Origin of the sequence: Hyphomicrobium sp. B1 (genome assembly GCF_049532635.1) — a bacterium.
Lineage (GTDB): Bacteria > Pseudomonadota > Alphaproteobacteria > Rhizobiales > Hyphomicrobiaceae > Hyphomicrobium_B.
Genome location: NZ_CP134871.1, coordinates 1,311,171 through 1,325,712 on the forward strand (window position 1 = coordinate 1,311,171; position 14,542 = coordinate 1,325,712).

The window sequence follows — 14,542 nt, forward strand, 5'->3', positions numbered from 1 at the left end:
GTGGACCAGTCGGAATGACGACAGCAGCGGCAATGAAAGCAGAGCCATTGTTCAACCTTTTGAGCGCCTACCGGCGCCAGGAGGTTTCAGGATTTGACGAGCTGCTGGAAGACGGCGGGGCGATCCGCGAGCACTGGCGTCCGCTGCTCGATGGCTTGGCGCAGCTGACCGACGCCGAACGCGAGTTGCGCTCAGCGCGCCTCGCCCGCCGGGTCCGCGAAACGGGCATCGCCTACGATATTTTCGCCGACCCCAACACGTCAGCACAGCGCTGGTCTCTCGATCTTCTCCCTGTCGTCATTTCGGCAGGCGAATGGCGGGGCCTCGAACGCGCACTCATTCAGCGTGCACGGTTGTTTGACGCCATTCTGAATGATGTCTACGGCGACCAGAATTTGGTCCGCCAGGGTCTCATTCCCGCCGAACTGCTATTCTCCGATCCGGCCTATCTCGTCCCCTGCAAAGGCGTGCTGCCGAATGCGGGCGGGCTGATGTTCTATGCCGCCGATCTCGCGCGGGGCGAGGATGGCCAGTGGCGCGTCATCGACAACCACACCGAGACGCTGGCCGGCATTGGCTTCACGCTCGCCAATCGCGTCGTTCATACCCACGTCGCGGGCGATATCTTCAAGGACTGCAACGCCCGTCGCTTGGCGCCCTATTTCCAAGAGCTGCAATCAACGCTGACGCTCCACAGCGGTCGCGAAAACGCGCGCATCGCGCTGCTGACGCCGGGACCGCATCACGAAGACTATTTCTCGCACGCCTATCTCGCTCGTTACCTCGGTTATCTGATCGTCGAAGGCCACGATCTCAAAACCAGAAATTCCCAGGTCTATCTCAAGACGCTCGAAGGACTGAAGGAACTCGATCTGATCGTGCGCTGCATCAGCGGCAAATCGAGCGATCCGCTGGAGCTTGATCCGACGGGTTTCATCGGTCCATCCGGTTTGCTCAGGGTTTGCCGTAAGTCGCCGCATCTCGTCGTCAACGCCATCGGGACCGCGCTGGCGCAAAACCGTGGTCTCGGCCCCTATCTGCCGCAACTCGCGCAGCATATTCTCGGTGAAGACCTTCAGCTCCAGGATGCGCATCGCCGCTGGCTCGGCAACGCCGATGCCCGTCAAGAGCTGTTTGCGAACCCCGAACGCTTCACCATCCGCAAGGCGCAGGAAGGAACCGGTAGGCCGGGGCAGGCCGCGCTGGGTTGGGAAGCGCGGGCGCTCTCGACATCGGAACGCGAAAAGATGCGGCACGAAATTGCGTTGCATGGCGCGACGCTCGTCGCCGAAGAAAAGATCGGGTTCAGTTCGTCCCCAGTCTACGCCGACGGCGGCCTTGTCCCCAAGCCGTTCGCAATACGCGTTTACATCTCCCGCACTTCGTCGGGCGAATATCAGGTGATGCCCGGTGGCCTTGCGATGTGCGTCGCTCCGGGCCGTGCCGTTGCACTAAGCGCCCCTGACGGGCAGACACGAGACGTTTGGGTGATCGGCGAAGGCGAACAGGCGCCGCACATCAGTCTCTGGCGCCCAACCCTCGCGACCGCGCGGGTCGAGAGATCGCAACGCGTTATCCAAAGCCGCGTCGCCGACGACCTCTTTTGGCTTGGCCGATACAGCGAACGAGCCGACTGGACGATGCGCGTGCTGCGCGGCGCGCTACGTCGCGTGGAAGAAGACAGCGGGCCAGATACTGGCCAGCGTGCCGCACGCAAATGTCTTGAGGTGCTCCTCGGCAAAGACCTGAGTTCCGTTATCGGCAGTCGCGAAACGCCGCCCGACGATGAAATCGAGCGTCTGTGCCGGCGCCTCATCACGACGGGCCTCGGTTCGCGCACGCTCGAACGCACGCTCGACGGGCTCTATCGGGTTGCGCACCTTGTCCGTGACCGCCTCTCGCTTGAAGCCTGGCAGACTTTGAGCAAATTCCGCGGCGGTGAGCCTTGGCGCAAAGCTCTCAACTCGGCCCACCCCGTCGAAATTCTCGATCTACTGGATGAGGGCATCACCGCCGTCGCGGCATTCAACGGTTTTATGCATGAGAACATGACCCGCAACTTCGGCTGGTCGTTCCTCGACATGGGACGGCGCATCGAACGCGCGCAAAATCTCAGCGAAGCTATTCTGACGCTCTTCATCCCGGTGTCCGATCCGGAAGAGACGTCGAGCAGCCTGCTGCTGCTGCTCGAACTCGCGGACAGTTTTATCACCTATCGCTCGCGCTATCGACTCGATCCGATGCTGCCGTTGGTCTTGGATTTGCTGTTGCTCGACGAGACAAATCCGCGAAGCCTTGCCTATCAGCTCTCAGCCATCGCGCGCCATCTCGAAAGCCTGCCGGATTCGTCACAAGGTGCGGGTTTACCCGACGACCGCCGTCTTATCATTGCGCTTCTGACATCGATCCGTCTGGCCGACGTCGAAGCCATGGCAAAGGAAGAAACAGCCAAGACGCTCGAAAGCCTGCTGATGGATCAGCTTGACATGCTGCCTGAGCTATCCAATGCGATCTCGCGCCGCTACTTCAACGTTCTCGATGAAGCGCCCCATCGGACGCATACGAGGGTTGGTCCCTCGATATGATCTTCGATATCGTCCATAAGACGCACTACCGCTACCGGTCGACCGTGGTGCAATCGTTGCACCTTGTGCACATGTCGCCGCGCGCGATGCCTGGGCAGATCGTTCGCAATCACAGTCTGCTCGTCGAGCCTGCGCCGGCATCGCGACAGGAGCGCATCGACACATTCGGCAACGTTGAAGTCGTTCTCGATATCGAGGAACCGCATCAGGAGCTGGTGCTGCTCGCACGCAGCACCGTCGAGAAATCGCTGCCGCCGCCCGTCGATCTGACCGCAACGACGCCGTGGGATGCGCTCGATCCGTGTCTGCACGAAGCGGCACAGCAGCGCGATGTCGATATTTTGATGTACCGCTGCGCCTCGCGCTTGACGACGCCGACATTGGAAATCGCTGACTATGCAGCTTTCTCGTTCACGCCGCTGCGGCCGGTCCTCGAAGGTGCAATGGATTTCGTCATGCGGATTTACAACGATTTCAAATTCGATCCGCATGCCACCGATGTATCAACGCCGGTCACGCAGGTCTTCGCCATGCGTCGCGGCGTCTGTCAGGATTTCGCGCATCTGGCACTCGCGGGTTTGCGCGCGCTTCGCATTCCGTCGCGCTACGTCAGCGGCTATCTCCACACCCATCCGCCTGTGGGACGTCCAAAGCTGCAAGGCGCCGATGCTTCGCACGCGTGGATCTCGGTCTGGTCGCCGGAATACGGCTGGGTTGGTCTCGATCCGACCAATGGCATCATTGTCCGCGACGAGCACATCACGGTCGCATTCGGCCGCGATTACGATGACGTCAGTCCGATCAGCGGCGTCTTGCGCGGCGGCGGCGAACATGCCGTCAGTGTCAGCGTCGATGTGAACGTGGTCGCCGGCGCAACAGCAGACTGAACCGCAGTCCCGCCGCCCGGTTCCTTTTTTGTGCCCTCTTGAAAGCGCTCGCCTGTGCTTGCATGTGTCGCCCAAGGGGTGATGCGCGCACATCGCGCAAGGCGGGAGCAATATGCACATTCGCGACACATTGGACGGTTACGGGCTTATTTCGCGCCTGTTTCATTGGTTTATGGCTGTTGCGATCGTCGCCATGTTCGCCCTCGGCCTCTGGATGGTCGGACTCGACTATTACAGCCCCTACTACAATTCTGCGCCCGACATTCATCGCAGCGTTGGAATGGTTCTATTATTTGCGCTGATCGTTCGTCTGATCTGGCGCATGGTCAATCCAAAGCCGTCCGGCGCCGAGCTTTCGCCGCTTGAGCGAAAAGCATCGTTCGCAGTGCATTGGGGCTTCTACGTACTGTTATTTGTACTGCTGATCAGCGGCTACCTGATCTCGACGGCGGATGGCGCCCCCGTCAGCGTCTTCGGCTGGTTCGACGTGCCCGCAATTACGAAGCTGCCCGGCCTCGAAACGCCCGCCGGCAATGTACATCGCATTCTCGCGTATGCCGTCATTGCGCTCGCCGTCATTCACGCGCTCGCGGCATTGAAGCATCACATTATCGACAGAAGCGCGATCCTGACCCGCATGTGGTCTGGCCCAAAGAGTTCATCACGCACCTTAGAAAAGGGAAATCAGCAATGAAGGTTAAATACGCAGCGTTCGCCGTATCGTTGGCGGCGGTTGTGATGTCTGCCCCGGCGATGGCTGCCGACTACAAGATCGACACCGACAATGCGCACGCATCGATCACGTTCAAGGTCAACCATCTCGGCTTCAGCTGGATCATCGGCCGCTTCGACAAATTCTCCGGCACGTTCGCGTTCGACGATAAGAACCCCGACGCCTCGAAAGTGAAAGTCGATATCGACACCACCAGTGTCGATACGAACCTTGCTCTGCGCGACAAGCATCTGCGTGGCGCCGACCTTCTCGACACCGACAAATATCCGACCGCCACGTTTGAAAGCACAAGCATCAAATCGACAGGCCCGAACAAGGCAACCGTCACCGGCAATCTCACGCTGCACGGCGTCACCAAGGAAGTCATAATCGATGCCGAGCACGTCGGCGGCGGCAAGGATCCCTGGGGTGGTTATCGCGATGGTTTCACTGGCACGACGAAAATCACGCTCGCTGACTTCGGTATCCTGCGCAATCTCGGGCCCGCGACGAAGGACGTCGAGTTGATCCTCAACATTGAGGGTATCCGTCAGTAACGGCGGAAATCTACCAACGGAAGACGGCGGCGCCGCCGGTCAATCCCGCGCCCGCCGCCGTCATCAACACGACGTCGCCCTGCTTATAGGGCCGCGCTTCGGCCGTCGCCGACAGCGTAAACGGTATCGTCGCGGCCGAGCTGTTGCCGAAGTTCTCGATTGTCGAACGCAGACGGTTAGCGGGAATGTCGAGTTGGTGCGCAATGGTGGTCATCATTCGCGCATTGGCTTGATGCGGAATAAGGTCGGTCACCGCCGACGGCGCGAGCCCCGCTTTTGCAAGCGAACGTTCGGCGCAGTCCGTCATGATAGCGACGGCGCCCTGATAGACGGCCTTACCGTCCTCCATCATCATCAGCACGTCCTTCGGATCGGTGATCTGGGAAAATGGCATCCTGCTGCCGCCGCCCGGAATCTTGATCAGATCGTAGTGCTGACCTTTCGACGCGAGATGCGCGCCGATAACTCCAGCATCGCGACGCTCAGTCGGCGCCAGCAATACCGCGCCGGCCGCATCCGCGAACAGCACGCTACTACCCCGATCGCTTTCATTGATGCGGCGGGAAAGAATATTCGCCGCGATGACGAGCACCGGAATAGCCTGCGTGCGCACGAAACTATCGGCAAGCGTCAGCGCGTAGAGAAAACCCGCACATGCGCCCGCCATGTCGATTGCACCCGCATTCGAAAGCCTGAGGCGATGCGCAACAAGCGGCGCTGATGGTGGTAGCAAATGATCGGGCGTAGACGTCGCAAGCAGCAGCAACCCGACGTCGTCCCGCGACATGCCGGACCGTGCCAGGGCCATATCACCGGCTTTGATCGCAATATCGGAGAGCGCTTCGCCCTCGGCCGCGTAGCGCCGCGCGTCGATACCGGTGCGCCGTTTGATCCAGCCGGCTTCGAGACCGAGTCGCGCTTCGATCTCGTGGTTCGGCACGACGCGCTCCGGCGCATAATGCCCGTGCCCGACGATGGCGACTCCGCTCATGCCAGCACCTCATCGACGGCCTCGCTGAGGGCATTGTAGACGAATCTAAGTTCGTCCTTCGTCGTGCAATAGGGAGGCATGATGTAAACCGTCGAACCCAGCGGGCGAAGCAGGACGCCGCGCTCCAGTAATCGCGCTCTGAGCTTCAAGGCAACGTCAGCCAGATAGCCAGGTTGAAGGTCAGCAAGCTCGAACGCCGAAATCGTTCCGAGCTGCCGCAAGTTCGCAAAGCGCGGATCGGTTTGCAGTTCGTTGAGACACAAAGCCTGATTTTGGGAGAGTGCAAGGATGCGCTCCAGCACGGGCTCGGTCCGCCAGATTTCGAGATTGGCCGCCGCCGCGGCGCAGGCGATCGGATTGGCCGTGTATGAACTAGAATGAAAAAACGTCCGCGACCGATCTTTCGAAAGATGCGCGTCGTAAATCGCAGTCGTCGAGAGCGTCACGGCAAGCGGGATTGAGCCGCCTGTCAGCCCTTTCGCGACGCAAAGGATGTCCGGCGAGATGCCGGCCTGTTCGCACGCGAAAACGGTGCCGGTGCGCCCGAAGCATGTCATGACTTCGTCGGCGATGAACAGCACGTCGTGCGCTTTGCAGATGCGATGCATTTCTTTCAGAGTGTCGGCGTCATAGAACAACATCCCGCCCGCGCCGAGCACTAGAGGCTCACAGATAAAGGCCGCCACGTCGCCTTTGCGGCATGCGATCTCGAGCGCATCGAACGTCGGTTGCGCGTGATGCGGTTTCGGATAGGGGATGCGGCCGACCTCGAATAAAAGTGGCTCGTAGGCCGCGTTGAACACTCCGCGCGCACCCGCCGACATCGTGCCGATGGTATCGCCGTGATAGCCGTGTTCAAGCGCCAGAATGCGCGTGCGCTTGGCGCCGATATTTTTCCAGTAGCCGAGCGCCATTTTCAGCGCCACCTCAACCGACGTCGAGCCGCTGTCGGAAAAGAAAACGTGCGACAGCCCCGGCGGCACGATTTTCAACAATCCCGCCGCGACGGCCTCCGCCGGCGCGTGCGTGAAGCCCGCGAAAATCACCTGATCCAGCGCCTCCGCCTGCTCTCGCATTGACGCGATGATTTTCGGATACCGGTGCCCGTGCGTGATAACCCACCACGACGACACGCCGTCGAAGATTCGTTGCCCATCGTCGGCTTCGAGCCACGCGCCTTCAGCGGCCCGAATGCGGCGCATATCGGGTTCGAGCGCATGTTGCGTGAACGGATGCCAGATCGGTGACGCGGTCATGGGCCGACCGCCCCGATGTCGAGGACGTCGGCAACGGAGAAATTCTCGGCGAATGCGCGTTGCAGGCTGTAGGCGTCGAGCTTGGCAAGCCGTGGGAGGCGGCCCAGGCGCCGAACGCCTCCAAATGATGTGATCGCTTCTTCGCTATTGCTATTCGCGTCGCCGATGAATGCAACGCCTAGAATAGGAATCGCTCGGCGCTTCAACGCTTCGATCGACAACAACGAATGGTTGATCGTGCCGAGCTTTGTCGATGCGCACAGGATCACGGGAAGACGCCACTGCGCCAAAAGATCGACCTGCAGAAGTCGGCGCGTCAGCGGCACCATCAATCCACCCGCTGTCTCGACAACGAGCGGTGTCGGCAGCCCAAATGGCGATAACTGTCGGGCATCGATCTCGACGCCGTCGATTTCTGCGGCGAAATGCGGCGATGCGGGCGTGTTCAGCCGATAGACTTCCGGCAGGATGTGCGACTGCGCAAGATCGGTCACGCGGCTGACGACATCGGAATCCGTCTCACCTTGAAGGCCCGACTGCACCGGCTTCCAGTAATAGCCGTCGAGCGCGCTCGTCAGCGCCGCGGAAAAAACGGTCTTGCCGACATCCGTGTCGGTGCCGGCGACGACGATGCGGATGGTCATGCTGCATTCTCCGCTTCAGCCGCCGCGAGATCGTCGATGAGGCGCGTAATTTCAAGCTCGGAAACATTGAGCGTAATCGTGAGTCGAAGCCGTGACGTGCCTTCCGGCACGGTCGGCGGACGGATCGCGCGGATGTCGTAACCCCTGGTCTTCATCGCTGTCGCAAGCGCCATCGCCGTGCCATCGCTGCCGATGATCAATGGCTGGATCTGCGAGCCTGAAGCCGCAAAGCGCGTTTTCGTCGTCAGTTCCCGCGCGGCAAACCCGACGAGATCGTGCAAGCGCTGCCGCCGTTGCGGATCGTTGCGGCAAATGTTGAGCGCTGCGCGCACGGCGGCAGCCATCAGCGGCGACGGTGCCGTCGCGTAAATAAAGGCTCTACCGCGATTGACCAGAAAATCGCGAATAGTGCGCGGCGCTATCACAAGTGCGCCCGTCGCGCCCAACGCCTTTCCGCACGTATGCACCGTGACGACGTTTTCGCGGCCTTCGAGATCGGCGGCGAGGCCGCGCCCATCTGGACCGAGCACGCCCGTGGCATGTGCTTCGTCCACGATCAGCATCGCGTCATGACGATCCGCGATCGCCGCGAGCTCAGCGATGGGCGCGCGATCGCCGTCCATGCTGTAGAGGCTCTCGATCGCAATCCACGGCTGCCCGGTGCCGCCTGTCGCGCGCCATGCCGTGATCGCATCGTCAAAACCTTGCGCATCGTTATGGCGCACGGCCTTTGCCTCAGCCTTCGACAGCCGCATGCCTTCATGCGCGCTGGCGTGGATCAACTCATCGTAGACGATGAGATCGCCGCGTGCAGGCAACGTCGAAAAAAGCGCGGTATTGGCAATGAAGCCGCCGCCGAAATAAAGCGCGGTCTCGCCGCCGAAAAAGTGCGCCGCTTCCTGCTCTAAAAGCTCGTGCTCAGCGTGATTACCGCGCAACAGACGCGATCCACCCGCGCCGACCGGAACGCCACGCGCAATCGCCGCTTCGACGGCGTCGGCAAGCGCGCGCGATTGCGCCAAGCCGAGATAATCGTTCGACGTGAAGTCCAGTCCGTGCGCGGGTTCTAGCGTTCTCAGACGCCCACGGCGGGAGAGCGCGTCGAGCGCACGCTCATGATTGCCTGGCATCCTGATGTCCCGCGCACGTCGCGGGCTCGTGCTCCGGAGACGTGTCGATATCGAGTTCAAGCGCCGAAAGTCCGAGCTTGGCAAAAAGTTTGCCGTCTTTGTCTTCGCCGGGATTGTCGGCGGTCAGCAGCGTTTCGCCGACGAAGATTGAGTTTGCGCCCGCAAAGAAGCACAACGCCTGCATCTCATCGCTCATGTCGGTGCGCCCGGCCGAGAGACGGACGAACGACTTCGGCATCATGATGCGGGCGACCGCGATGGTGCGCACGAAATCGATCGGATCGATCTGTTTTGTATTTTCGAGCGGCGTTCCTGGAATGGCGATCAGCATGTTGATCGGCACGCTCTCAGGATGTTCGTCGAGATTGGCGAGCGTCACCAGCATATCAACGCGGTCCTGGCGCTCTTCGCCCATGCCGACGATGCCGCCCGAGCAAACCTTCATGCCCGCATCGCGAACGCGCGCGAGTGTGTCGAGCCGGTCGGCGTAAGTGCGCGTCGTAATCACCTTGCTGTAATAGGCTTCCGACGTATCGACGTTGTGATTGTAGTAGTCGAGGCCCGCATCGCGTAGCTTGACGATATCGTCATCCGTCAGCATGCCAAGCGTCATGCACGTTTCCATGCCGAGCGCTTTGACGCCTTCGACCATCGCGATGACGACGTCCATGTCGCGGCTCTTGGGGCTGCGCCAGGCCGCGCCCATGCAATAGCGCGTCGCGCCCGCCGCCTTGGCTTTCTTCGCTTCCGAAATAACCCGCTCGACTTCCATCAGCTTCGAGGCTTTGAGGCCGGTCTTGTGATGGGCCGACTGGCTGCAGTACCCGCAGTCTTCCGCGCAGCCGCCGGTCTTGATCGACAGCAGGCGACTCATCTGGACTTTATTGGGATCAAACGATGTCCGGTGGACACTTTGGGCGCGGAAGAGCAAATCCATGAACGGCAGCTCGTAGAGCGCCAGCGCTTCTTCACTCGTCCAATCGTGACGGATTGTGGGACCGGCGCGGTTGGCAGCGCGCACGGACGGATCGAGTCGGGCAACGGTCGAGGTCATTCAGGCGTGATCTCCGTAGGGCGTACTGCCCTATCGGAAGATGTTTGCACCGCTTCCGGCCTGTCTCGCAACCGTCAAAATGCCTCCCTGATCGGCGAACTACGCCGGGAAAAGGGCAAGCATCGGTTCGGTGGTTAATTTAGCTCGTCCGGAGGCGTCGGCAGAATGCCGAACGGCACGCCGTCTTCTGCAAGCTCCTGGGCCTCTTCGAGCGTCGAGCTGCCGCGGATTTGGCGCTCTTCTGTCTCTCCGAAGTGCATTTTACGGGCTTCTTCGGCGAAGCGCGGCCCGACGTCCTCAGTATTGGCAATAATCTTCTGAGCGAAGGCCCTGAGCGCCTCGCGCACCGCAGCGCCGTTGCCGCCACCCCCGGCAGCCGCTGGACTGGCGTCTTGCGTCGATTGTGCTGGGAGCGCCGCACGCTTGGTGACGACAGAAGGCGCCATCGGCAGCTTGCTGACTTCGATCGAACCGCAGTGCGGACAGGCGATTTCACCCGAGCGAGACTGCGCGTCGAAGTCGGCGCTGGCGCGAAACCAGCTCTCGAACTCGTGCCCGGAGGCACATCCTAGAAGATATTTGATCACTGCTCGTGTACCAAGTGCGGCGATTTCGAAGGTGTCGCGACGACGACATCGAAATCACGGTCATGCATCAACGACGGAATTTTCCGCCGGATCTGGTCCGCGTAGGCGGCGTCGATATCCGCAATAATGACCTGGGGATCGACGCCCGCTTCCGCAAGGATTTCGCCCCACGGTGAGATGATAAGGCTATGGCCGAACGTCTCCCGACCATTCTCATGCAAGCCGCCTTGGCCCGCCGCCAGGATAAACGTGCCCGTCTCGATAGCGCGCGCTTGCAAAAGTGTGTGCCAGTGGGCTTCGCCGGTGGTCCGGGTGAAGGCGGCTGGTCCGGCAATGAACTTGGCCCCGGCCTTGGCGAGAGCACGATGCAGCGCCGGAAAGCGTAAATCGTAGCAAATCGTCAGGCCAAGGCGGCCCCACGGCAGATCCGCCAGCATGGCGCTCGGACCCGCTTGATAGTTCGCGCTTTCGCTATAGATCTCGCCGCCGCCGAGGTCGACGTCGAACATATGGATCTTGTCGTAGCGCGCCGCGACGTTGCCGTCCGGCGCAATGAGATAGGACCGGTTCGCCAATCGTCCCTCGGCAACCTTGACCGCCATCGAGCCGATGTGCAGCCAGATCTTCTGCTTGCGGGCGGCGTCGGTGAAAGCCTGAAGGGCAGGATTGCTCTGCTCTGGCTTCGTCTCGGCCATCAAGCGCGGCTGGTCGAGTTCCATCAACGTCGTGCATTCCGGCGTCTGGATGTAGACCGCGCCTTTGCTGGCCGCTTCCTTGATGAGCGAAACGGCGTCAGTGACGTTGCGTCCGACGTCACGGCCTGCCCGCATCTGGACGAGCGCCGCGCGAAAAGCCGTCTTGGACCCGGATACCATCTCAGGACGCCGTCAGCAGCGTATCAAGGCGGCCCGATCGATCGAGATCGTAAAGGTCGTCACAGCCGCCGACGTGCACGTCGCCGATCCAGATTTGAGGGACTGTCCGCCGGCCACCCGAGCGCGAGGTCAGCTCCGCACGTAGATCGCTCCGTCCAGTCAGGTCGACCTCTTCGAAGGCAGCGCCTTTGCGGCGCAACAAATCCTTCGCCATATGGCAAAAACAGCAATTTCCAGCCGTGTAGACCGTCACCTTCGGCATTGCTCGGCGCCTCTCACTACGCCATTAAAAATCATTCGAATCAAAAGTAGCGCGTTCGCGAGGTCATGCAACCTTGCTTTGCAGTTTTGCGCCGCTGTGCCGCGCCTATGTCACGCCCTTTCCAGTTTCAGAATATCATTCTGAAACAATAGCAAGTGCGAGGACATCCACGCGCCGTGCACCGGCACGTCTGAGGGCGATTGCGGCGGCTGAAGCCGTCGCGCCGCTCGTGATCACATCGTCGATCAGAACTATGGCTTTTCCGGACACGTTCGGCAATTCGTTGGCGGGAACACGGAAAACACCTGACACATTTTTAAGGCGCTGCGCCCGGGTTAGTCCAACCTGGTGTCCCGTCGAGCGGCGGCGGACGAGTGCGAAAGGATTAACTGGCTTGCCCGCGCGCCGACCGGTTTCCGCGGCCAGAATCTGCGCCTGGTTGAACCGCCGCGACAGCAGCCGCCAGCGCGCGAGTGGCACAGGTACCAGCACGTCGGCGTCCGCCAGCAACTCTTCGCCCGCCACCGCCAGCCAGCGTCCGAACAGCCGCCGCGCGTTATGGCTGTCGTGGAATTTGAAACTATGAATCAACAGCCGCATCAGCCCATCGAAGCGGGCAACGGCCCGCGCCCTGTCGTAGTCGGGTGGATCGGCGATGGCAGCCGCCGAGAGCATCGGTCCGCCGGTGTCTATTGCCAGCGGTACTCCGAGCCTGTCGCACAGCGGTGGCCGGATGAACGCGACCTGCCGCCAGCATGATGGACACAGGGCATCGTGGTCCATAATGCGCGTCTGGCAGCCGAGGCACAGTGGCGGCAGCAGAACATCGAGAGCGGAGCGTCCGAGGTGCTTCAGACCACGTGCGAACGCCCAGCGACCGTCGTGGCGCGATGCCTCCGCGGGGTCCTCATACGCAACCGGCTGACTATTCGACATTGCGCAACTCTAGCCCAACGCGCTAACGCGGGCGAGAGGAACCGGGCCGAGGTTCTCGCGACGCCGCGGAAAGAGACAAAATGGCTGTAGCGCCCCGTATTTTCGACCGGACTTTGCTCCGCGCCCGCCGCGATCGCATCGCCAGGGTGTGCGCCGACCAGCCGCTTCCCGATTTTCTGCTGGAACGCGTCGCCGACGACTTTGCCGAACGCCTCATCTTCGTGCGCCGGGAGTTCCCTGTGGCCGCCAGCCTAGGGGCCTATCATGGACTGTTGGCGGCGCGGCTCCGGCAGCTTCCAACGATCGGCCGGATCGTCGATGTCGAACCGGCCTACGATGCGCTTTCGCGCGGGAAAGACTGGAAGGTCGTCGCTGACGAGGAAGCATTGCCGTTCGCTCCAGCCGCTCTCGATCTTGTCGTCTCCGGGCTGTCACTGCAATTCGTCAACGATCTGCCGGGCGTGCTTGTCCAGATCAATCGCACCCTGAAGCCGGATGGCCTGTTTCTCGGTGCGCTGCTCGGTGGCGAAACGCTGAAGGAGCTGCGAGAAGCCTGGATTTTGGCGGAGGACGAAGTGCTCGGCGGCGCTTCTCCCCGGGTCGCGCCGTTTGCCGATGTCCGTGACCTGGGTGGCCTGCTTCAACGCGCGGGTTTCGCGTTGCCTGTCGCCGACAACGACATCATCGAGGTGACGTACGCGTCGCCACTAGCGCTGATGCAGGAACTCAAAACCATGGCCGCCAGCAATCCGCTGGCCGAACGTCGTCGCACTCCGGTGACGAGAAGCCTGCTCTTGCGTGCAGCCGAGATTTATCAGGACCGCTTCGGCCTGCCGAATGGCCGCATCCCGGCAACGTTCGAGATCGTCACGCTGACAGGTTGGGTGCCGCACGAAAGTCAACAGAAGCCGCTGCAACCTGGCTCCGCCAAAGTCAGCCTGACCGAGGTTTTGAAACCTCGGCCAAAAGATCCCGGAGCCACGGAATAAGGGGCTCGTCTGCAGGGGGCATCGGATAGCGGCTGAGTTCGATGCCGCGGACCCACTTCACCGTTTGACCTTCGCGCGGACTGATCTCGCCGTCCCATGTTCGGCAGAGATAGAGCGGCATCAGCAGGTGAAACTTTTCATAAGCGTGGCTCGCGAAGTTGAATGGCGCGAGACACGTCCGACAAAGCTCAATGTCGAGTTCTTCTTTGAGTTCGCGGCAGAGCGCGTCCTCCGGCGTTTCTCCCACCTCTACCTTACCGCCAGGAAACTCCCACAGCCCGGCCATCGACTTGCCTTCAGGGCGCTGGGCGATCAGCACGCGATTGTCGTCGTCGATGAGGGCGACGGCGGCAACGAGCAGCAGCGGTTTCGTCATGCCTGCCGCCTCAGCAGATAGGCGACCTCTTCGAGCCGTGTCACGCCGCGCTTCTTGAGATTGTCGCTGGCCGCAAGGCCATCGCGCACTTCGAGAATGTCGATGTCGTATAGTTTGCCGTAAAGCGAACGCACCTCTTCCTGAGCTACGGCAAACGGCGGCCCTTTGATCTCGCCTTCGGGATATTCGATGGAGATCACGAAAATTGCAGCCTCTGGCGGTAGCACGCTCGCAAGCTTTTCTGCGTACTGCGGCCGCATCTCGGGCGGCAGTGCAATCATCGCGGCACGGTCATAGCAAACGGCAACGCCGCGAAGGGCATCCGCGGGCAGAGCGAAGAAATCACCCTGATAGATCTTGTAAGGGCCTGCCTCGAAAACATGAAACGGCCCGCTCGGCGTGACCGCAGGCGTCAACCCGCAGTCTTTGAAAAAGTCCCGAACCGCCAATTCGGAAAGCTCCGCGCCGATCACCTTGTGACCCTGCTCGGCAAGCCAAACCATGTCGCGCGTCTTGCCTGAAAGCGGGACGAACACGATGCTCCCCTTCGGCAGCGACAGCCCTGGCCAGAACTGCTGCAGCTGAGCGTGAATATGCGATTGGTGAAACCCGATCTCGCCGCGCTGCCAGCGCTCTTCCCAGAAACTGTGTTCCATCGTGCAATCGGTCCTTTCCTGGCACACACCTGTCAGGCTTGACCT

General features: G+C 61.2%; 16 protein-coding genes. 5 read left to right on the forward strand and 11 right to left on the reverse strand.

Annotated elements, in window-relative coordinates; genetic code table 11:
• Positions 1 to 14: 14 nt before the first annotated feature.
• From RLW55_RS06415 to RLW55_RS06430, 4 genes are all read left to right on the forward strand, one after another.
• The gene (locus tag RLW55_RS06415) at positions 15 to 2,585 is read left to right on the forward strand and encodes a circularly permuted type 2 ATP-grasp protein (protein ID WP_423415925.1); all 2,571 of its coding nucleotides are present in this window, start codon (positions 15 to 17) and stop codon (positions 2,583 to 2,585) included.
• Positions 2,582 to 3,472 carry a transglutaminase family protein gene (locus RLW55_RS06420; protein ID WP_423415926.1) on the forward strand — a complete coding sequence of 297 codons (891 nt, stop codon included), beginning with the start codon at positions 2,582 to 2,584 and terminating at the stop codon, positions 3,470 to 3,472. Before RLW55_RS06415 ends, RLW55_RS06420 begins: the two co-directional genes overlap by 4 nt.
• Before the next feature lie 112 nt (positions 3,473 to 3,584).
• Complete coding sequence (locus RLW55_RS06425; protein WP_409561414.1) at positions 3,585 to 4,166, forward strand: cytochrome b; 582 nt, start codon at positions 3,585 to 3,587, stop codon at positions 4,164 to 4,166.
• A complete protein-coding gene (locus RLW55_RS06430; protein ID WP_409561413.1) occupies positions 4,163 to 4,741 on the forward strand; it encodes a YceI family protein in 579 nt (192 codons plus the stop codon). Before RLW55_RS06425 ends, RLW55_RS06430 begins: the two co-directional genes overlap by 4 nt.
• Positions 4,742 to 4,751: 10 nt before the next feature.
• Here the strand turns inward: RLW55_RS06430 and RLW55_RS06435 are convergent, their stop codons facing one another.
• From RLW55_RS06435 to RLW55_RS06475, 9 genes are all read right to left on the reverse strand, one after another.
• On the reverse strand, positions 4,752 to 5,732 hold the full coding sequence (locus RLW55_RS06435; RefSeq protein ID WP_423415927.1) for a beta-ketoacyl-ACP synthase III: 981 nt from the start codon (positions 5,730 to 5,732) through the stop codon (positions 4,752 to 4,754).
• Positions 5,729 to 6,988: an adenosylmethionine--8-amino-7-oxononanoate transaminase gene (locus tag RLW55_RS06440; RefSeq protein ID WP_414464194.1), complete on the reverse strand. Its 1,260-nt coding sequence runs from the start codon at positions 6,986 to 6,988 to the stop codon at positions 5,729 to 5,731. The genes RLW55_RS06435 and RLW55_RS06440 overlap by 4 nt, the downstream gene beginning before the upstream one ends.
• Positions 6,985 to 7,632 carry a dethiobiotin synthase gene (bioD, locus tag RLW55_RS06445; RefSeq protein ID WP_409561410.1) on the reverse strand — a complete coding sequence of 216 codons (648 nt, stop codon included), beginning with the start codon at positions 7,630 to 7,632 and terminating at the stop codon, positions 6,985 to 6,987. The genes RLW55_RS06440 and bioD overlap by 4 nt, the downstream gene beginning before the upstream one ends.
• Entirely contained in the window at positions 7,629 to 8,762 is a 1,134-nt protein-coding gene (locus tag RLW55_RS06450) for an 8-amino-7-oxononanoate synthase (protein ID WP_423415928.1), read from the reverse strand. The genes bioD and RLW55_RS06450 overlap by 4 nt, the downstream gene beginning before the upstream one ends.
• Entirely contained in the window at positions 8,746 to 9,816 is a 1,071-nt protein-coding gene (gene bioB, locus RLW55_RS06455) for a biotin synthase BioB (RefSeq protein ID WP_423415929.1), read from the reverse strand. Before bioB ends, RLW55_RS06450 begins: the two co-directional genes overlap by 17 nt.
• Positions 9,817 to 9,950: 134 nt before the next feature.
• Complete coding sequence (locus RLW55_RS06460; protein ID WP_013950034.1) at positions 9,951 to 10,403, reverse strand: DUF1178 family protein; 453 nt, start codon at positions 10,401 to 10,403, stop codon at positions 9,951 to 9,953.
• Entirely contained in the window at positions 10,400 to 11,278 is an 879-nt protein-coding gene (locus RLW55_RS06465; protein ID WP_423415930.1) for a carbon-nitrogen hydrolase family protein, read from the reverse strand. Before RLW55_RS06465 ends, RLW55_RS06460 begins: the two co-directional genes overlap by 4 nt.
• Before the next feature lies 1 nt (position 11,279).
• Positions 11,280 to 11,540, reverse strand: coding sequence for a glutaredoxin 3 (grxC, locus tag RLW55_RS06470; RefSeq protein WP_013950032.1), 261 nt, complete (start codon positions 11,538 to 11,540; stop codon positions 11,280 to 11,282).
• Positions 11,541 to 11,675: 135 nt separating this feature from the next.
• On the reverse strand, positions 11,676 to 12,476 hold the full coding sequence (locus RLW55_RS06475) for a ComF family protein (protein WP_423415931.1): 801 nt from the start codon (positions 12,474 to 12,476) through the stop codon (positions 11,676 to 11,678).
• Positions 12,477 to 12,556: 80 nt separating this feature from the next.
• Here RLW55_RS06475 and RLW55_RS06480 point away from each other — a divergent pair, with 80 nt between their 5' ends.
• The gene (locus tag RLW55_RS06480) at positions 12,557 to 13,465 is read left to right on the forward strand and encodes a methyltransferase domain-containing protein (RefSeq protein WP_423415932.1); all 909 of its coding nucleotides are present in this window, start codon (positions 12,557 to 12,559) and stop codon (positions 13,463 to 13,465) included.
• On the opposite strand, the gene mutT is transcribed toward RLW55_RS06480, so the two are convergent.
• A complete protein-coding gene (mutT, locus tag RLW55_RS06485) occupies positions 13,410 to 13,841 on the reverse strand; it encodes an 8-oxo-dGTP diphosphatase MutT (protein ID WP_423415933.1) in 432 nt (143 codons plus the stop codon). The two genes, RLW55_RS06480 and mutT, sit on opposite strands and share 56 nt — an antisense overlap.
• A complete protein-coding gene (locus RLW55_RS06490) occupies positions 13,838 to 14,497 on the reverse strand; it encodes a thiopurine S-methyltransferase (RefSeq protein WP_423415934.1) in 660 nt (219 codons plus the stop codon). The genes mutT and RLW55_RS06490 overlap by 4 nt, the downstream gene beginning before the upstream one ends.
• Positions 14,498 to 14,542 lie beyond the last annotated feature (45 nt).